The organism is Microlunatus aurantiacus (genome assembly GCF_039536605.1).
In the GTDB taxonomy this organism is placed as follows: Bacteria; Actinomycetota; Actinomycetes; order Propionibacteriales; family Propionibacteriaceae; genus Microlunatus; species Microlunatus aurantiacus.
Genome location: NZ_BAAAYX010000004.1, coordinates 51,689 through 69,664, shown reverse-complemented (window position 1 = coordinate 69,664; position 17,976 = coordinate 51,689). Strand labels below are relative to the sequence as shown.

Annotated in this window: 19 protein-coding genes; 8 read left to right on the top strand and 11 right to left on the bottom strand. The window is 71.8% G+C overall.

Annotation, left to right across the window (positions count from 1 at the left end; translation table 11 throughout):
- A partial coding sequence (locus tag ABD714_RS08200) for an FkbM family methyltransferase (protein WP_344811826.1) occupies positions 1-399 on the top strand: 399 nt, incomplete at its 5' end.
- Between the two features lie 118 nt (positions 400-517).
- On the opposite strand, the gene ABD714_RS08195 is transcribed toward ABD714_RS08200, so the two are convergent.
- Positions 518-2,869: an esterase-like activity of phytase family protein gene (locus ABD714_RS08195; protein WP_344811825.1), complete on the bottom strand. Its 2,352-nt coding sequence runs from the start codon at positions 2,867-2,869 to the stop codon at positions 518-520.
- A 17-nt stretch (positions 2,870-2,886) separates the two neighbouring features.
- Between ABD714_RS08195 and ku the strand changes: the two genes are divergently transcribed.
- The gene (gene ku, locus ABD714_RS08190) at positions 2,887-3,870 is read left to right on the top strand and encodes a non-homologous end joining protein Ku (RefSeq protein WP_344811824.1); all 984 of its coding nucleotides are present in this window, start codon (positions 2,887-2,889) and stop codon (positions 3,868-3,870) included.
- Positions 3,871-4,027: 157 nt separating this feature from the next.
- Here ku and ABD714_RS08185 read toward each other — a convergent pair whose 3' ends face one another.
- From ABD714_RS08185 to ABD714_RS08175, 3 genes are read right to left on the bottom strand one after another with little or no spacing between them, the layout of a single operon-like run.
- Positions 4,028-4,789, bottom strand: coding sequence for a CPBP family intramembrane glutamic endopeptidase (locus ABD714_RS08185; RefSeq protein ID WP_344811823.1), 762 nt, complete (start codon positions 4,787-4,789; stop codon positions 4,028-4,030).
- Positions 4,786-5,733, bottom strand: coding sequence for an NAD(P)H-binding protein (locus ABD714_RS08180; RefSeq protein ID WP_344811822.1), 948 nt, complete (start codon positions 5,731-5,733; stop codon positions 4,786-4,788). The genes ABD714_RS08185 and ABD714_RS08180 overlap by 4 nt, the downstream gene beginning before the upstream one ends.
- Before the next feature lie 34 nt (positions 5,734-5,767).
- Positions 5,768-6,835, bottom strand: coding sequence for a glutamate--cysteine ligase 2 (locus ABD714_RS08175; protein ID WP_344811821.1), 1,068 nt, complete (start codon positions 6,833-6,835; stop codon positions 5,768-5,770).
- Positions 6,836-6,893: 58 nt separating this feature from the next.
- Here ABD714_RS08175 and ABD714_RS08170 point away from each other — a divergent pair, with 58 nt between their 5' ends.
- Positions 6,894-7,109 carry a DUF6458 family protein gene (locus tag ABD714_RS08170; protein WP_344811820.1) on the top strand — a complete coding sequence of 72 codons (216 nt, stop codon included), beginning with the start codon at positions 6,894-6,896 and terminating at the stop codon, positions 7,107-7,109.
- 176 nt (positions 7,110-7,285) lie between these two features.
- On the opposite strand, the gene ABD714_RS08165 is transcribed toward ABD714_RS08170, so the two are convergent.
- The 6 genes from ABD714_RS08165 to ABD714_RS08140 form a co-directional block, all read right to left on the bottom strand.
- Positions 7,286-8,140 (bottom strand): hypothetical protein, encoded by an 855-nt coding sequence (locus ABD714_RS08165; protein ID WP_344811819.1) that lies wholly within the window; start codon positions 8,138-8,140, stop codon positions 7,286-7,288.
- A 5-nt stretch (positions 8,141-8,145) separates the two neighbouring features.
- Positions 8,146-9,045 carry a pantoate--beta-alanine ligase gene (panC, locus tag ABD714_RS08160; protein WP_344811818.1) on the bottom strand — a complete coding sequence of 300 codons (900 nt, stop codon included), beginning with the start codon at positions 9,043-9,045 and terminating at the stop codon, positions 8,146-8,148.
- Positions 9,042-9,893 carry a 3-methyl-2-oxobutanoate hydroxymethyltransferase gene (gene panB / locus ABD714_RS08155; RefSeq protein ID WP_344811817.1) on the bottom strand — a complete coding sequence of 284 codons (852 nt, stop codon included), beginning with the start codon at positions 9,891-9,893 and terminating at the stop codon, positions 9,042-9,044. The genes panC and panB overlap by 4 nt, the downstream gene beginning before the upstream one ends.
- A gap of 95 nt (positions 9,894-9,988) precedes the next feature.
- Positions 9,989-11,245, bottom strand: a complete 1,257-nt coding sequence (locus ABD714_RS08150) for an MFS transporter (protein ID WP_344812252.1) — start codon at positions 11,243-11,245, stop codon at positions 9,989-9,991.
- Between the two features lie 28 nt (positions 11,246-11,273).
- Positions 11,274-11,687 carry an FAD synthase family protein gene (locus ABD714_RS08145; protein ID WP_344811816.1) on the bottom strand — a complete coding sequence of 138 codons (414 nt, stop codon included), beginning with the start codon at positions 11,685-11,687 and terminating at the stop codon, positions 11,274-11,276.
- A gap of 193 nt (positions 11,688-11,880) precedes the next feature.
- Positions 11,881-12,063: a CsbD family protein gene (locus ABD714_RS08140; RefSeq protein ID WP_344811815.1), complete on the bottom strand. Its 183-nt coding sequence runs from the start codon at positions 12,061-12,063 to the stop codon at positions 11,881-11,883.
- Positions 12,064-12,267: 204 nt separating this feature from the next.
- On the opposite strand from ABD714_RS08140, the gene ABD714_RS08135 reads away from it, so the two are divergent.
- On the top strand, positions 12,268-12,993 hold the full coding sequence (locus ABD714_RS08135) for a TetR/AcrR family transcriptional regulator (protein ID WP_344811814.1): 726 nt from the start codon (positions 12,268-12,270) through the stop codon (positions 12,991-12,993).
- Between the two features lie 19 nt (positions 12,994-13,012).
- Here ABD714_RS08135 and ABD714_RS08130 read toward each other — a convergent pair whose 3' ends face one another.
- Entirely contained in the window at positions 13,013-13,945 is a 933-nt protein-coding gene (locus ABD714_RS08130) for a diacylglycerol/lipid kinase family protein (RefSeq protein ID WP_344811813.1), read from the bottom strand.
- A gap of 26 nt (positions 13,946-13,971) precedes the next feature.
- Here ABD714_RS08130 and ABD714_RS08125 point away from each other — a divergent pair, with 26 nt between their 5' ends.
- Genes ABD714_RS08125 through ABD714_RS08110 form a run of 4 tightly spaced genes read left to right on the top strand, consistent with a single transcriptional unit; the run spans position 13,972 to position 17,889 of the window.
- Positions 13,972-15,123, top strand: coding sequence for a MalY/PatB family protein (locus tag ABD714_RS08125; RefSeq protein ID WP_344811812.1), 1,152 nt, complete (start codon positions 13,972-13,974; stop codon positions 15,121-15,123).
- Positions 15,124-15,132: 9 nt separating this feature from the next.
- Entirely contained in the window at positions 15,133-15,858 is a 726-nt protein-coding gene (locus tag ABD714_RS08120) for a polysaccharide deacetylase family protein (RefSeq protein WP_344811811.1), read from the top strand.
- Positions 15,851-17,146 (top strand): MFS transporter, encoded by a 1,296-nt coding sequence (locus ABD714_RS08115; RefSeq protein ID WP_344811810.1) that lies wholly within the window; start codon positions 15,851-15,853, stop codon positions 17,144-17,146. Before ABD714_RS08120 ends, ABD714_RS08115 begins: the two co-directional genes overlap by 8 nt.
- Complete coding sequence (locus tag ABD714_RS08110) at positions 17,143-17,889, top strand: glycosyltransferase family 2 protein (protein WP_344811809.1); 747 nt, start codon at positions 17,143-17,145, stop codon at positions 17,887-17,889. The genes ABD714_RS08115 and ABD714_RS08110 overlap by 4 nt, the downstream gene beginning before the upstream one ends.
- The last annotated feature ends 87 nt before the right edge of the window (positions 17,890-17,976 follow it).

Genomic DNA, 17,976 nt, shown 5'->3' with positions numbered 1-17,976 from the left:
CGCTTCTTCATCCCCGACGAACGCCCGATGAACGCGAGGGTGGTTGAGGAAGCTCCGTACGAAGGCACGCTGATCGACGTGCCGACGGTCCGCCTCGACGACGTCCTGCCGGAGACGGTCGACTTCATCAAGATCGATGCCGAGGGTGGTGAGCGGGAGATCTGGCGGGGCATGTCGAAGACGATCGCGAACAACCCCCAGCTCCAGATCTTCCTGGAGTTCAATCCCAAGAGGACGTCGAACTACGACCCACAGGAGTTCCTCGACGCGATCGAGGACGACGGATTCGAGCTGGCCGTGATCGGTTACGACGCGTCCACCCGAGCGGTCGACGGTGCCAGGCTCGTAGCGAACGGCACCGAGCAGATCCTCCATCTTCGCCGCGCCGCTGCGGCCTGACCTGACGGTCCGGCACTGGCAGCAGCTGCGGACATCTCGTCCCAGGCGGAGGTCGGCGACCATGTCTGGGTCCGAGCGAGTGTCGCTGTAGGGAACCGGACCACTGAAGCCGGTGTCGTCAGGTCAGGTCGAGATCGAGCTCGGAACCGATGTCCGGGTTGTCGGTGAAGTAGCCGTCCATCCCCGCCGCCAGGAAGGTCCGGATCTCAGCCTCCAGATCGCCGGCAGCAGCCGGGTCGGTGCCCTTCCGGAAGTCGGCCGGGAGGAAGCTGTTCTCCCGGCGGAAGGTCCAGCCGATGACGGTCAACCCGGCGGCGTGAGCATCGGCGACGGCCCTGGTGGGCTGACGCAGGAAGCCCTGGCTGGTGCGGGGGATCATGACGTTCTTGCAGAGTCCCACGGCGTCGGCGTACTCGGCGATCTCGGCCAGCCCTGCGGCCGTGGCCATGGTCGCGTACGTCCGCGGGTCGCCGGCCGCCTCGAAGTCGTAGGGCGCCCCGCTGCAGTTGACCAGCTGCGACAAGCCGACCGAGGTCAGCCCGTTCAGCCGCCGGAGGTTGCCCACCTCGAAGCTCTGGATGATCACCGGGGAGTCGGCGGAGTCCAGGTCGGCCGCGGCCAACGCGTCCAGCAGCGGCGTCTCCATCGGTTGGCCGATGCCGGCGAAGTAGGTGGGGTGCTTGGTCTCTGGAGTGACCCCGACCGGGAGGCCGTCGCAGGTCCGCGAGTGCCGGGCGAGGTCGAGCACCTCGGCGAGGGTGGGGATCGGGTACCTGCCGTTGAAGGCGGTGTTGGCCGGCCTGACCTCCGGGATGCGTTCCCTGGTTCGCAGGGTGCGCAGCTCGGCCAGCGTGAAGTCCTCGGTGAACCATCCTCGAACCGACTCGCCGTCGATGATCTTGCGCACCCGCCGGTTGGCGAACTCCGGGTGGGTGGCCACGTCGGTGGTGCCACCGATCTCGTTCTCGTGCCGGGCGACCGGCACGCCGTCCTTAGTCAGCACGACATCCGGTTCGATCACGTCGGCACACTGCCGGATGGCCAGCGCGTACGCGGCCAGCGTGTGCTCGGGGCGGTAGCCGCTGGCGCCGCGGTGGGCGATCACCGTCCCCTCGGCCTCGCGCGCTGTCACCGTGGCGTCGGGGTCGATCATGATCAGCTCGGGATCGTCCGGGACGCCCGCCCGACGCGTCGGCGTGCCCGACAGGTCGGTGCCGCCGGCGAGCACCAGGTGGCCGTCGGGCAGGGGCACCAGAGCCTCGACCGACCGGAGCCCGAAGCTGAACGGGTCCCCGGTTCCCCAGCCGTCGCCGTCGGCGAGCCGGTCCGGGTTGTCGAGCTTGAGCAGGTCGACCACCAGGGTCTTGGCCAGCATCCCCGACCGATCGGTCCGGGACAGGTCGACCCGGTAGACGCGTTTGCTCACGGCCGTCTCACCGCCGAAGTCGTCCCGCTCCAGGACCAGCATCGTCCGGCGTCCCACCAGCTGTGCGTCGACCACCAGGTTGGAGTCGGTGTCCACCCGGTAGTCCCAGGTGCGGCCGGTGTACTCCTCGAGCCGCGCGTCGAACTCGGCGATCACCCGCCGCCGCCCGTCCTCCTCGGCGACCAGGGGCTTCTCGAGCACGGGGTAGAGGAGGCGCCCGTCGGCGGACGCCGCCAGGGCCGCGATGCCGCCACCCGTCCGGATGGTCGCCGGGTCGTCGCCGGGGTCGGGGTGCTGCGGCGACCGGCCCAGCGGAGAGGCGACCGGCGTGCTGATCACCTGCCCGCGGCGATCCAGGTGGACGAGGAACGGGCCCCGCTCGTCACCGATCCAGAAGGTGCCGTCCGGCATCCGCTGGAGAGACTCGGGGTCGAGGTCGGCGGCGGTCAGCAGCCGGTTGCGGCTGCGGTCCCGCGCGATCGGGAACGGGATCTCCTCGTACGGGTCGGACAGGGTGAGGTGACGCAGGACCTCGACCTCGCCCGTTCCACTCCCGGCTCGCTCCCACGCGGGCCGGATCAGGTGGATCCGGAGCGGGTCGCCCTTCGCGGACGGGTCCTGGTCGGGCAGGGCCCAGAAGGTGCCGTCACCGCGGGCCACGGCGGCGGAGAACCCGGGGATGACCGCCGCCGGCGGGCTGTCGGGGGACGCCGGCGCCGCCGGCATCGTGGCCCGCGCCACCAGCCGGGGCAGACTGACCTGGCGTCCGGGGTCGGGCACCGGCTCCGCGGGAGGCTCGGCCCGGGTCACCCCGACGGGGGTGGCGGACAGCGCCAGCCCCATCGCCAGGACCAGCAGCAGCCTCCCGTACGGTCGCCGCCCGCGACGGGGGATCGGACGCGACGGGCTGACCGAGAAGGACATGGCGACTCCGGGGTCGAGGCGGGGACCTCGATTCTCGGTCATGGCGCGGGAGGCCGACAGTGCGTAGATCCACGTAGCCGCCACGTGCCCGGTCAGGGCCCCGCGACCGGATCCGTCCACCCGTTTACCGTGTCCTCATGCGATCGATCTGGAAGGGTGCGATCAGCTTCGGTCTGGTCAACGTGCCGGTCAAGCTCTACAGCGCCACCGAGGACCACGATCTCAGCCTGCACCAGGTGCACGACGCCGACGGCGGACGGATCCGCTACCAGCGACGCTGCGAGGTCTGCGGCAAGGTGGTCGACTACGCCCACATCGACAAGGCGTACGACGACGGGAACACCACGGTCGTGCTGACCGAGGACGACCTGAAGTCGCTCCCGGAGGAGCGGAGCCGGGAGATCGAGGTGGTCGAGTTCGTCCCGTCGGACCAGGTCGACCCGATCATGTTCGACCGGTCCTACTTCCTCGAGCCGGACAAGACGGCGGTCAAGGCGTACGGACTGCTGCGACGGGCCCTGGCCGACACCGACCGGACGGCGATCGTGCAGTTCTCGCTGCGCCAGAAGACCAGGCTCGGGGCCCTCCGGGTCCGGGACAAGGTGCTGATGCTCCAGTCGCTGCTCTGGGACGACGAGGTGCGCGAGGCCGACTTCCCGAGTCTGGACTCCGACGTACGGGTGTCGGCCAAGGAAGCCGAGATGGCCGCGTCGCTGGTGGAGAACATGGGGGCCGACTTCGCCCCGGAGAAGTTCTCCGACGACTACCAGGCGCAGCTGCGGGAGCTGATCGCCGCCAAGCTCGAGCAGGGCGACGCCCTGGACACCGCGGCTACGTTCGGTGAGGAGGAGGCCGGCGAACCCGAGGGCGGACAGGTCGTCGACCTGATGGAGGCGCTGCGCCGCAGCGTCGAGGAGAACCGTGCGAAGCGGGGCAGCTCCTCGGGTGTCGGCCGAGCCGAGAAGACGACGGCGACGAAGGCGTCGGCCGAGAAGACGACGGCCACGAAGGCGTCGGCCGAGAAGACCGCGGCGAAGAAGAGTCGGCCCAGGAAGTCCACCGCGAAGAAGTCGGCGACGAAGAAGTCGACCGCGAAGAGGCCCGCGAAGAAGTCCGCGTGAGGTGATCCGACCCGATGCCGGGTAGCTCGGCCAGGGCTAGGTCGTGATCGGGGGACCTGGGAACGGACTTACGAGCTTCGTCGGGTCGGATCACCACACGAGGAGCCGAGATCAGAGATCTCGGCAGTCGAACTAATGCGAGACTACCCGGTCGCCCTCAGCCGGGAAAGATCAGTGGGAGCAGGAACAGCATGGCGGTCGACCAGGTGATGTGGGTCAGGATCGGACCCAGGACCCCGCCGCTGGCGCGTCGCTCGAGTCCCACCACCGTGCCGAGCAGCGCGGCGGCGAAGACGAGGACGAGGTTGCCCGACCCGATGGTCGCCACGGTGTAGAGGATCGTGGAAATGATCACCGGGTGCCTGGTCCCGATGCCGGCGAACAGCGCCCCGCGGAAGAACAGCTCCTCGGCGACCCCGTTCATGATCGTGATGACCACGACGACAGGCAGGATCCCGTAGCGGGCATAGCCGATCACGTCCTCGGTGAGACCGGTGAGGAACGGCACCTCCCGGAAGACCAACGCCCCCAGGACGAACACCCCGGCCAGCAGCAGACCCACGGCGATGGGGGACAGGATCGGACGCCGCAGGACGCCACCGAACTCGATGTGGCCCAGATGCAGGGGACCTGAGATCAGGCTGCCGAGCATCCAGGTCGCGGCCAGACCGATGGTCAGCGGGTAGAAGGCGGGCTCGCCGGGTTCGGTGGAGAAGGAGAGACCGAGCAGGGTGGCACCCACCACGAGGGTGGCGGCCACCACGATCCGCCGACGCTTGAACTCCGCGTCGGACTGCCGGTGGTCCCGCTCGACCCGGTCGACGAACACCGGCCGCACCACCTTGGCGGCCTGCCGGGTCCACCCTCGCCTGCCCCGCGCCGGCGCGGCCGGTTCGACGGGCCTCTGGGCGTCGGTCACCGGCGAGCCCCCCGGGACTCGGTGTCCTCCTGCGCCTGCCGGGCTTCCTGCTCGAGCCGGGTCTTGCGTGCGGCCAGCGCCCGTCCGACCGCCTCGTCGTAGGTCAGCGGCTCGCCCGGGACGATCTCGCGGATCGAGTGGTCGCTGACCACCACCTCGTTGCTCATGGAGTCGACGAGGTTCCGGGCCGTGGCGGTGTTGACGTCGGTGACGAACGACAGCCAGTGCGACGACAGCCGGGGCGTCAGCAACGGGATGATCAGGATGGGCAGCGGCCGGCCGAAGTGGTTCCGGGCCACCAGCTGCATCATCTGCGCGTACGTGAGCACGTCCGGCCCGCCGACGTCGAACGTCCGGCCCCGTGCCTCGACCGGCTCCAGCACGCCCACCAGGTAGCGGACCACGTCGTCCAGCGCGATCGGCTGGGTCTTGGTCATCACCCAGCGCGGGCCGACCATGGCCGGCAGGTGCTGGACCAGCTGCCGGGTCATCTCCCAGGAGATGCCCTGGTCGCCGATCACGATGGCGGCCCGCAGCACGGTGACCGGCACGCCGTCTCCGGCCAGCAGCTCCTCGACCTCTCGCCGCGACTTCAGGTGGTCGGAGAGGTCGTCGTCCTCGCTGCCCAGGCCGCCCAGGTAGATGATCCGCTCGAGCCCGGCCTCGGCGGCGGCGGCGCTGAACGCCCGGGCCGCGTCGGCGTCGCGCTGCACGAAGTCGTCGTTCTCCAGCCCGTGCACCAGGTAGTAGGCCGCCTCGGCCCCCTGCAGGGCCTCGCGCAGCGAGTCCGGCTCGGACACGTCGCCGTAGACGGCTCGGCCCGGGCCGGCGTAGTCGTCGGGGTGCCGGGTCATGGCCAGCACCTCGTGACCGGCCTCCACCAGCGCCTGACTGAGATGGGAGCCGACGAAGCCGGACGCGCCGGTCACCAGTACTCGGGTCATGGTTCTCCTGTTGATCAGGTCGTGACTGGGGGAATCAGCTCGTGGTGAGCTCGGCCATCCGGAGCACCGTCGCTCCCAGGTTGTCGTTCTCTTCTACCCATCGTCGCTGATGCAACGCACCCGTACCGCGGGCCAGCAGACCCGCGACCAGATCGGTGACCACGGCGTGGTCACCGGCGTCGGTGAGGGCGTCGCGGAGGTGGGAGAGCAGGTCGTCGACCACCCGGCGCGCCGGCCCGGGCGTGCCGTGCACCGGGTCCAGCAGGTCACCGTCCAGGCCCGAGCGACCGGCGCGCCAGGTGGCCAGCCGCAGCACCGAGGTGGGCACCGGCAGCGGCGGCGTCCCGGACCGCCAGTCGCGCGCGGCGGTCTCCACCAGGGCCCGCACCAGGGCGGCGACCAGCAGCGTGTCGTCCCGCCGCAGGCAGACGTCGGCGATCCGGATCTCCACCGTCGGCAGGTGGTGGGACAGGCGGGCGTCGAAGTAGATCATGCCCTCGTCGAGGGCGATCCCGGTCCCGAGCAACCGCTCGACCTCGCTCCGGTAGCTGTCGGCCGAGCCGAACGGGTCGGTCGGACCGGCCGTCGGCAGCCGGGTCCAGGCCTGCGACCGGAAGCTCGCGTACCCGGTGTCGACCCCCTGCCAGTAGGGGGAGTTCGCCGACAGGGCCAAGATCACCGGCAGCCAGACCCGGATCCGGTCCAGCACCGCCGCGCCCTCCTCCGCCGACTCGACGTCGACGTGGACGTGGCACCCGCAGGTCAGCTGCTCGGCCGTGGTGAGCCCGAAGGCCTCCACCATCGCGCGGTAGCGGGGCTTGACGGTCAGCTCGGGCACGACCGGGACGGGGGAGGTGCCGGTGGCCACGATCCGGGCCCCGACCTTCTCCGCGGCCGTCGCGGCCTCGCTGCGCCAGTGCCGGAGCTGCTCGGCCAGCTCGGTCAGCGTGCTGCAGGGCCGGGTGCCGATCTCGATCTGCTGCTGCTGGAGCTCGGCCTCCAGTCCGTCGGACGCCGCCAGCACCGAGCCGGCGACTGCCACCGGGGCCCCGGTCCCGGGGTCGACCAGCAGCAGCTCCTCCTCGACCCCGACCGTGCGCATGCCGACAGTCTGTCGGTAAGCACCGGTGCCGGCGCACCCGGTCGTTTACGGTGTAGCCATGGGTATCGGACTCGGCATCTTCCTGATCGTGGTCGGCGCGATCCTGCTCTTCGCGCTGAACGTGAACATCCCCTACGTGTCGGACGACACCCTGGGCATCATCCTGCTGGTGGCCGGGGCACTGACCCTGGTGCTGGCCCTCGTCCTGCAGGCGCAGCGCGGCCGCACCAAGCACGTGCAGGAGACCCGGTACGACGGGCCGCCCCCTGCCTGACCGTCCCCGCCCGACGTGGCGAGTGACGGCCCGGAACCCGATCCACAGTCCGGCCCCAGGGCCAGGCCGCTGGGCCGGGTGCCAGAGCCCGAGGGTCAGGGCCCGGGTGCCAGAGCCGGGGTGCCAGAGCCCGAGGGTCAGGGCCCGGTGTCTGAGCCCCGGTGGAGAGCCGGGCGTCAGAGCACGGCGAGGGCTTCACGAGCCTCCTGCAGGGACACCTCGCGCTCGCCGACCAGCCGCCGCGCCGCTCGGGCGTCCTGACGCGCCGCGGTCTCGGCCTCCTCGGCGCCGGCCAGCTCGCTGCGCAGCTGCTCCACCCGCTCGGCCAGCCCGTCCGCGCGCTCGGTGGCCACCCGTGCCTCCTCGGCAGCTGCCGCCAGCGCCTCCTCGGCCTCCCCGAGCTGGTGCTCGGCCCGCTCCCGCGCCAGCCGGTGCTCCTCGGCCCGGGCTCGCTGCTCCGCCGCCCGGTCCACCTCGGGTGGTCCGTCGACCGGGCTGACCACGGCCGGCTCCGGCGCCGCCGAGCCCTCGGCGGCCGGTGAGCCCGCCGGTTCGAGCGCGAAGCCGAACCCGCCGTACGACTGGGCCTGGCTGAGGGTGCCGAGGCGCACCTGCGCGCCCGTCTCCGGATCGGCCAGTGCCGCCTGCAGGGTCTGGGTGACCTCCACCCGGGCGGCCTCCGGCGCGTCGTAGCCGTGGTCGCGGCCGATCTCGACCGCTCGTCGGGTGGCGGCAGACAGCGCCTTGCCCCGGTCGGCGGAGAGTCGGCGCAGCTCCGGTCCCGACAGCTGCTGCTGGGCAGCCTGCAGCGCCGCCCCCAGATCGAGCAGGGCGCTCAGCTCGTCGGGGGCCTCGCGGGCGTACAGGTTGACCAGCCAGGCCGAGCGGGTCGGGCGCCGCAGCGCGCCGATGGCGGTGGCGAGCGGGCGGTCCTTGGCCGCCCGGGCCTGCGCGACGAGCTCCTTGCGGCGCGCGACGAAGTCGTCGGGCGAGCCGGCGTAGAGCTCCTGGCTCGCCGACTCCAGGTCCACGGGGATCAGCCCACGTCCGAGGGTGCGGCCTCGCCGTCGCCGAGGTCGGGCTCGGGGAAGGTGAGCTCGACGTTGTCGATCAGCCGGGTCGTGCCCACCTTGGCGGCGACCATGGCCAGGGCCGGGCCGGTGTGGTCGTCCGGCACCGCGGCCATCGTCGCGGCGTTGACCACGGTGACGTAGTCGAGCACGACCTCGCCGGAGACGACGGCCTCGGCCAGCACCCGCTCGGCGGCGGCCAGCGCCTCGGTGGGGGTGGTCGCTCCCTCGGCGGCTCGCAGTGCGCCGTTCAGCACCAGGGCGGAGGCCCGCTCCGACGGACTGAGGAAGCGGTTCCGGCTGGACATCGCCAGACCGTCGGCCTCGCGGATGATCGGCGCTCCGACGACGGCGGTCTCCAGGTTGAGGTCGAGCACCATCCGGCGGATGCAGGCCAGCTGCTGGGCGTCCTTGCGGCCGAAGACGGCGATGTCGGGACGGACGATGTTGAGCAGCTTGAGCACCACGGTCAGCACCCCGTCGAAGTGCCCGGGGCGGGACGCGCCCTCCAGCAGGTCACCGATCGGTCCGGCGTTGACGCTGACCTGGCGACCGGCGGGGTAGATCTCCGCGACGCTCGGGGTGAACACGACGTCGACCCCGGCCTTCTCGGCCCGGGCCAGATCCACCTCCAGGGTGCGGGGGTAGCGGGCGTAGTCCTCGTTCGGGCCGAACTGCAGCGGGTTCACGAAGATGCTCATCACGACCAGGTCAGCCACCCCGCGGGCCAGCCGGACGAGGGACAGGTGGCCCTCGTGCAGGGCTCCCATGGTGGGCACGAAGGCCAGGTGGGGCCGGGGCGAGCTGTCGGCCAGCAGCGCCGTCCGGAGGGTGTCGAGCTCGGCGACGCTGGTCGCGACCCTCACGACCACCCTCCGTCGAAGGTGTGCTCCGGCGCCGGGAACGCTCCCGTCCGGACCTCGTCGACGTAGCGGCCGACCGCCTCGCCCATCACCGCGTCCAGGTCGGCGTACTGCCGGACGAACCGGGGGAGCCTGCCCTTCCGTAGGCCGAGCATGTCCTGCCACACCAGGACCTGGGCGTCGCAGTCGGCACCGGCACCGATGCCCACGGTGGGGATGGCGACCTCGGCGGTCACCCGCTTGGCCACGTCGACCGGCACCATCTCCAGCACGATGGCGAAGGCCCCCGCCTCGGCCACGGCGAGCGCGTCGGCCAGCACCGTGTCGGCGGCGTCGTCACCGCGGCCCTGGACCCGGTAGCCACCGAGGGCGTGCTCGCTCTGCGGGGTGAAGCCGATGTGGCCCATCACCGGGATGCCGGCGGCGACCAGCTTGCGGATCTGGTCCACGACCCGCACGCCACCCTCCAGCTTGACCGCGTGGCTGCCCGCCTCCTTCATGAAGCGGGTGGCGGTGGCGAGCGCCTGGTTGGGACCCTCCTCGTACGACCCGAAGGGCAGGTCGGCGACCACCAGCGACCGGTGGGTGCTGCGCACCACGGCCCGGGCCAGCGGGATCAGCTCGTCCACCGTGATCGGCAGGGTCGAGTCGTAGCCGTAGACCGTGTTGGCCGCCGAGTCGCCCACCAGCAGCGCCCAGACGCCGGCGCGCTCGAACAACGCGGCGGTGTACGTGTCGTAGCTGGTCAGCATCGCCCACCGCTCACCGCGGACCTTGGCCTGCTGGAGGTCGGGGATCCGGATGCGCCGCGGGGGAGGCGTGTCCCGGTACGGTGCCGGGGTCTCGGTCATCGGTGCGGTTCACGCCCTCCGGTCGAGGTCCGCGGCGGCTGCGGACCGGGAATGCCAACGACGAACTTAACGCATCCGCTCCCGGCGTGATTCCGTCACGGGCGGGGGTCGCGGGCGTCGTACGCCCAGAACCCGCGCTGGGCGGCGGTCGCGGCCAGCACCAGCACGACGCAGAGCAGACCGCCGCCGAGCGCGGCCCAGCTCTCCGCGGTCCAGGTGGCGGCGGTGCCGAGCACCAGGTCGCCGAGGCGGGGGCCGCCGGCCACCACCACGATGAAGATGCCCTGCAGCCGACCGCGCATGTCGTCGGGCGTGGCCGACTGGAGGATGGTCTGGCGGAACACCGAGCTGACCGCGTCGGCGCCGCCGGCCAGGGCGAGGAACGACCCCGCCGCGACCAGGGGCACCAGCAGAGCGGCCCCGGGGTGGGAGGGGCCGATCCCGAGCAGCAGGCCGCCGAAGCCGGCCACGGCCAGCCCGAAGACCGCGATCGACACCACGATCACCCGGCCCTGGTGGACGACCCGGACCAGCCCGCCGGAGAACAGACCGGCCAGCACCGCGCCCGCGGCGAACGCCGCGCTCAGCACCCCCGTGGTGAACGCACCGCCGCCCAGGAAGATCACCCCGACCGCCGGGAACAGCACCCGGGGCATGGCGATGATCATGGCGATCAGGTCGACCACGAAGGTCATCCGCACGTTGGGCCGGGTGGCCAGGTAGCGGAACCCGTCGATCACCGCGCCGAGCCCGAGCTTCAGCGGCTTGTCGTCGGCCCCCACCATCGGCGGCAGGTCCGGCAGACGCCACAGGGCCCACAACGCCGCGGTGAAGAGGACGGCGTCGACCGCGTACGCCGCCCCGAAGCCGGGGCCCGCCACCAGGAACGCCGCGATCAGCGGGCCCACCGTGAGGGCGATGTTCCAGGCCACGGTCTGCAGCACGTTGGCCGCGGGCAGCAGCCGGGGCTCGACCAGGCGGGGGATGATCGCGGTCCGGGCCGGGTTGTTGATGGCGAAACCGGCTGACTGCAGCGCCACCAGCCCGTAGAGCAGACCCACCGACTCCAGGCCCAGCACGGCCTGGATCACCAGGCCGAGCACCACCACCCACAGGCCGACGGCGGAGAACAGCGCCACCCGGCGCCGGTCGTACGCGTCGACCAACGCGCCACCGTAGAGCCCGAGCAGCACCAGCGGGACCAGGGCGAAGATGCCCAGCAGCCCCACCGAGAAGGTCGACCGGGTGATGTCGTAGATCTGCAGCCCGACCGCCACGACACTCAGCTGGGTGCCGAGGTTGGACAGGCTCAGACCCGCCCACAGACGGCGAAAGGCGGGACTGACCGACAGCGGGGTCAGGTCCAGCAGGACAGCCAGATCAGGCCCCGCCGGCCGGTCGGGTGGTGACGATGTGCTCGATGATCGCGGTCGTCGACACCGACGGCGTCCGGGGCAGGTAGATGACCTCGCAGACGTCGGAGACCCAGTCGAACTTCCCGGTCCAGTCGTCGCCCATGACCAGCACGTCGGCACCGTGGGAGGTGATGTAGTCCCGCTTCAGCTCGAGGCTCTCCTCCACGAACACCTCGTCGACGACCTTGAGGTTCGAGACGAGCTCGACCCGCTCGTCCTGGGTGAAGACGGGGTTGCGCCCCTTCTTGGCGAAGTTGAGCGCGTCGGAGGACACCCCGACGACGAGGCGGTCGCCGTGCTCGGCCGCCCGGTTGAGCACCCGGATGTGGCCCACGTGCAGCACGTCGAAGGTGCCGAACGTGATCACGGTCTTGGCCATCGTGGGTGTCCTCCAGAGGTGTCGCGCCGGTGCCGGCCACCGGTTGCTCGGATCACCTTAGTCGCGGCGCGGCCCTGCTCCGACGAGCGACGCGGACCCTGAAAAGGGTCCGGACGTGGTGCGGCCCACCTGACCGGCGGGAACAGGTGGGCCACGTTGGGGAGTGACGCGTCGTCACTCGGTTCGGGTCGGGCTAGCGGGTGATGTCCTCGCCGGCCTGACGAACGTCCTCGGCGGCCTGCTTGGCCTTGCCGGAGGCCTGGTCGGCCACACCCTCGCCCTGGAGGCTCTGGTTGTCGGTCGCGTCGCCGACCTTCTCCTTGGCCGCGCCCTTGAGCTCCTCGGCCTTCGCCTTGGCCTTGTCGAATCCACTCATGCTGAAACCTCTCCTCCGATCCGCTCGTTCTCACTACGATGCGTAACAAGAAATGCGGACCATGGACTTCCTCAGGGTAGTCACTGGAGTTTACATTGTAAATACCCATGCGGCGGGCCGGGGTCCACAGACATCCATCAGCGGTGCCGTTCTCGGTCGTCTGGCGCTTCGAGGGTGTGACATCCGCCGAGCGAGGGAACGAGCATGGACGACAGGATGGGTCCGGCCGGGACGGAGGACGTCGACGCGGACGCCGAGGCGACGACCGCTGGTCCCCGAAGACCGTTGGACCAGATGCGGATCCTCCGGGCCGCTGTCGAGTTCATCGACGTGAACGGCTTGAGCAAGCTCACGATGCGACGGTTGGGCGCCCACCTAGGCGTCGAGGCGATGGCTCTCTACCGCTATGTCCCGGGCCGCGAGCAGCTGCTCGACGGGGTGGTGGAGATGGTGATGGACGAGCTGTACGAGACCACCAACGCCGGCGGCCTGTCCACCAGCTGGCAGGAGTACCTGCAGATGCAGGCCCACGCCGTCCGCACCATCGCGGTCAAGCACCCCCGGATCTTCCCCCTGGTCGCGACCCGGCCGCCGTCGGCACCGTGGCTGCGGCCGCCGCTGCGGAGTCTGCGGTGGGTCGAGTCGTTCCTCCAGGGACTGCACGACTACGGGTTCCGGCCCAAGGTCAGCGTCGCGGTCTACCGGTCCTTCGCGACCTTCCTGCTCGGTTCGCTGCTGCTGGAGTCGGGCACCCTGGAGGACCTGACCATCACCGAGAAGGTGAACCTGGCCTTCATCGAGGACGACGACCTGTCCTCCTACCCGATGATCTCGGCGGTGACCGAGGAGCTGAAGGACGGCGGGTTCGAGGTCGAGTTCGAGGCCGCGCTCGAGGACCTGATCGAGCGCGTCACCGTGATGCGGTCCTGAGCCGCGCCGCCGGGAGGCGCTAGGCCACCGCCGAGCCGGCCCCCGTCACGTCGGCGCCCACCACGACCGTGAGCGCGCCCGGGACGACCTCGGCGACCAGCCGGCTGAACTCGCCCTCGACGTCCCCGTCGAGCTGGTAGGTCTCCGGCTTCCGCAAGGCCACCTCGACCCGCTTGCCCCGGTGCAGCTCGAGCGCGTCGTCCTTGCGCTGCCGTCGGATGATCATCCGACCGATGATCTTGAACCAGTCCCGGAGCCGGCGGGGCGAGGCCACCATCACGTCCAGCAGACCGTCGTCGTAGACCGCTCCGGGGATCAGGTCGATGTTCGGCGGGATGCCGCCCACGTTGCCGATCAGCACCATCATCGCCTTGTGGTGCTTGATGGGCCGGTCGTCCACCTTCACCCGCACCGACATCGGCAACCGGCCGAGCGCCTTGCCCGCGGCCAGGAAGTAGGCGGCGGTGCCGATGGTCTTCTTCAGGTCGCTGCTCACCTCGTCCATGATCATCGCGTCCAGCCCGGCTCCGGCCATCACGGCGAAGTGCTGCGTACGGTCGCCGTCCAGGGTGATCTTGACCAGGTCGATGTCGCGGGTGGTCCCCTCGGCGGCCACCTCGAGGGCGGGCTCCTCGGTGCGCGGCAGTCGCAGGTTGTAGTCCAGCAGGTTCGCCGTGCCGGCCGGGACGATGCCGAGCGGTGTGCCGGAGCCGGCGAGGGCCTCGGCCACGGCACGCACAGTGCCGTCCCCGCCGGCCACGATGATCCGCTCGACGCCGGCCTGCAGAGCCTCGGCGGCGCGACCCTGTCCGGGATCGTCCTTGCTGGTCTCCAGCCACAGCAGGTCGGTCCACCCGGCCCCGTCCAGGATCGAGGTCGCCAGTTCGCGGAACTGGGGACTCACCTTGACCGGGTTGAAGATCACGGCACAACGACGGGAAGCATCTGACACGTGCGCCAGTGTCGCAGACTGGGCACGTGGAGAACCCGTTCGAGCGTTACTCGCTGGGCGACCTGGTCGGGCGGCGGACCTTGAAGTGGCAGGCCTACCCGGCCGACGTGCTGCCGTTGTGGGTCGCGGAGATGGACACGGACCTGGCGGAGCCCGTCCGCGACGCCGTCATCGCGGCGGCCCGGTCCGGAGCGGTCGGCTACCCGTGGGGTCGGGCCTACCCGGATGCGCTGGCGGGGTACGCCGCCGACAGCTGGGACTGGTCGCTGGACGCCGACACCGTGCGGCACACCGCCGACGTGATGACCGGGATGGCTCACCTGGTGCGGCTGGTCACCCCACCCGACGGCGTGCTCGTCCTCACCACGCCGGTCTACCCGCCCTTCCTCGACCTGCCCGCCATCACGGGGCTGCCGGTGCGTCTCGTCGGCCTGACCGGGGCGGGGCGCCTGGACCTCGACGCCCTGGCCGTCGCCTTCGCCGCTGTCCGGGCCGAGAACCGGACGCCCACCCTCGCGCTGTGCAATCCCTGCAACCCGACCGGCGTCGCCCACCGGCACGCCGAGCTCGAGCAGCTGGCCGGCCTCGCCGCCGAGCACGGGGCACGTGTGGTGGTGGACGAGATCCACGCCCCGCTGGTCCACCCGGGGGCCACCTTCACGCCCTTCCTGACCGTCGCCGGCGCCGAGCGGGCGTACGCGGTGCACTCCGCCTCCAAGGCGTTCAACCTGCCCGGTCTCAAGGCGGCGCTGATCGTCCCGGGGGCCGGTGCGGTGGACGAGCTGACCGGGGGACTGCCCGCCACGCTCGACCACAGCGCCAGCTCGATCGGGGTGCTGGCCCACGCCGTGGCGTTGACCGAGGGCCGGGACTGGCTGGCCGCGCACCTCGCCGGTCTCGACCAGAACCGTCGACAGCTCGGTGCGCTGCTGGCCGCGCAGCTGCCGGGCGTTCGCTGGCAGCCGCCCGAGGCGACGTACCTGGCCTGGCTGGACTGCCGGGGTCTCGACCTGGACGGCGACCCGGCGGAGGTGTTCCTGACCCGTGGCAAGGTGGCCCTGAACAGCGGGCCGACCTTCGGACCGGGCGGGGAGGGGCACGTCCGGCTCAACTTCGCCACAGCTCCGCAGGTGCTGACCGAGGCCGTGGGCCGCATCCGCAGCGTCCTGGATCGCTGAACCACCGGTATGCGCGTCTCCCTGCCCGTCGCGGGCACGCTGGCCGCCTCGGCGGCGGTCGTCGCCGGGCTGCGGCTGAGCTTCGGCTCCCGGTCCCAGCTGTTCGGCGACTTCCCGTACGCGGGCGCGGACGCCGAACGGGTGGTCGCCCTGACCTTCGACGACGGCCCCAACGAACCGTGGACCTCGATGATCCTCGACACGCTGGCCGAGCGGGGGGTGCCCGGCACCTTCTTCCAGGTCGGTCGCTGCGCGCAGCGGCACCCGGAGACCACCCAGCGGGTGGTCGACGAGGGTCACGTGCTCGGGAACCACAGCCTCACCCACGAGCTCGGCAGCTATCTGCGGGACGCCGACCAGCGGGCCGAGGTGACGCTGGGTCGGCTGGCTCTCGCCGAGATCGCCGGGGTGACCCCGCGGCTCTACCGTCCGCCCTGGCTGTGTCACTGGCCCTGGGTGCTGCGGGGCATCGCCGGCACCGGCTCGCAGGTGGTGTCCGGCACCTTCGTCCACCCGCTGGAGGTGTTCCAGCCGGAGCCCCGGCGGCTGGTGGCCGGAGCCGAGCGGGCCGCCGCCCCCGGCGCGATGATCATCGTGCACGACGGCCGCGAGTCCCGCGGTGGCTTCCGTGGTCAGACCGCCGCGGCCGTCGGACCGATCATCGACCGCCTCCGTCGGCGTGGCTACGGCTTCACCACCGTCGACCGGCTGCTGGGCGTGGACGCCTATGCCTGAGCGCCGGTCGCGGGGCGCGAGCGGCTCGCGGCGACGGCTGCTGCCCGAGCCGAGGCTGTACCCGTTGCTGGCCGCCCTGATGGCCGGGCTGCTGCTCTCCGAGCTCGACCAGTCGATGGTGGCGGCCGCTCTCCCGACGATCGTCGACGAGCTCGACGGGGTCGGGGACCTGATGTGGGTCAACACCGCCTACCTGCTGGCGGCCACCGGCGTCCTGCCGCTGTACGGGGCGCTCGGCGACCGGTGGGGTCGACGGCCGGTGATCCTGGCCGCCCTCGGGCTGCTCATGGTCGGGTCGGTGGTGGGAGCGCTCGCGTCGGGGATGGGGGTGCTGATCACCGCCCGGGTGATCCAGGGGCTGGGGGCGGGCGGGATGCTGGTGCTGGTGCAGGCGGCGGTCGCCGACGTGCTCCCGGTGCGCGACCGGGCGCCGGTGATGAGCGCCGTCGGGGCCGTCTTCGCCGCCGCGGCCGTCGCTGGACCGCTGCTGGGTGGCTGGCTCGCCGGGGGACCGGGCTGGCGCTGGACGTTCTGGATCAACCTCCCCGTGGGCGGTCTCGCCCTGCTGGCCGGCTGCTGGCTGCTGCCCAAGCGCCCGGCCGACGCCGTGGCGCGGCGCTGGCGGGCTCGGGACCTGGTGCCGCTGGGGCTGTTCCGGGTCCGGATCTTCGCCCTCGTCGCCGTGGCCGGTCTGGTGCTCGGCGCCGCCCTGTTCGGCGCCGTCGGCTACCTGCCCACCTATCTGCAGCTCGGTCTCGGACTCAGTCCGGTGACCGCGGGACTGTGGATGCTCACCCTCGTCGGCGGGCTGGCCATCGGCACCCTGGTCTCGGCCCAGGTGGTCGGTCGCACCGGGGTCCACCGGCCGCTCCCGATCATCGGTGCCGTGGCCGCCGCCGCCGCCCTGGCCCTGCTGGCCGCGCTCGGCCCCACCCCCGCCCTGCCCCTGGTCGGGGTGGCGCTGGCGGTCCTCGGTGTGGGCATCGGCGGCGCCTGGGAGGTGCTGGTGGTGATGGTGCAGAACGCGGTGGAGAGCAGCCGGGTGGGCGCGGCCACGGCGATGAACGGCTTCACCCGTGAGGTGGGTGTGGTGCTCGGCTCTGCCTACGCTGGCGGGATGATCACCACCGGGCTGGCCGACGACACCCCGGCCGCGGCGGTCTTCGGACCGGTCTTCGCGGCGCTGGCTCTGGTGGCCGTGGTCGGGGCGGTCGTGCTGCTGGCGGTGCCCCGGAAGCCGCTGTCGACCGCCCGCCCCGCCGCCGATCGCGAGCTGGCCCGGCGATGAGGTTCTCGGTGGTGGTGCCGGCCTACAACGAGGCCGCGACCCTGCCCGCGGCCCTCACCTCGCTGCGCCGGCAGGAGCTGGACGGCGACTCCTTCGAGATCATCGTGGTGGACAACGGCAGCGACGACGCGACGGCGGAGATCGCCCGCGCGTACGGCGCGCGCGTCGTCTCCGAGCCGCGGCGCGGGGTCTGCGACGCCCGTCAGGCCGGGGTGGAGGCGGCCCGCGGCGAGTTCGTGGTCTCCACCGACGCCGACACCACCCACCCGGCCGACTGGCTGCGGCGGATCGACGCCCGGCTGCAGAACCGCCCGGACGCCGTGGCCGTGGCCGGACCCTGTTCCTACGCCGACCCGCCGTGGTGGGGACGGGTCTTCCCCCGCGTCGGGTTCGCCCTGGTCGCGGTGGTGGCGCGACTGACCGGCCGGCCCTCCTACCTGACGGCCACCAACGTCGCCTTCCGCCGACAGGGGTTCCCCGGCTACGACACCCGGCTGACCCAGGGCGGGGACGAGGTCGACCTGCTCCGTCGTCTCCGCGCGCGGGGACCGGTGCTCTGGGACGCAGGTAACGAGGTGAGCACCTCGGCGCGGCGGTTCCGGCTCGGTTTCGTGCACACCCTCGTCGTCTCGTACGGCTACTACTACCTGCTCTCCACCCTGGTCAACCGGATCACCCGTCGGCGGGTGATCGGTGTGGCCCCCGCCGTGCGCCCCGAGCCCGTGCGCCCCGAGCGCCCCTAGCCCGCCGTGCGCCCCGAGCCGGCCGTACCGAACCGCTGGGCCCGAGACGGACACGCCTGACCACGGGACCCGGTCCGAGAAAACGCC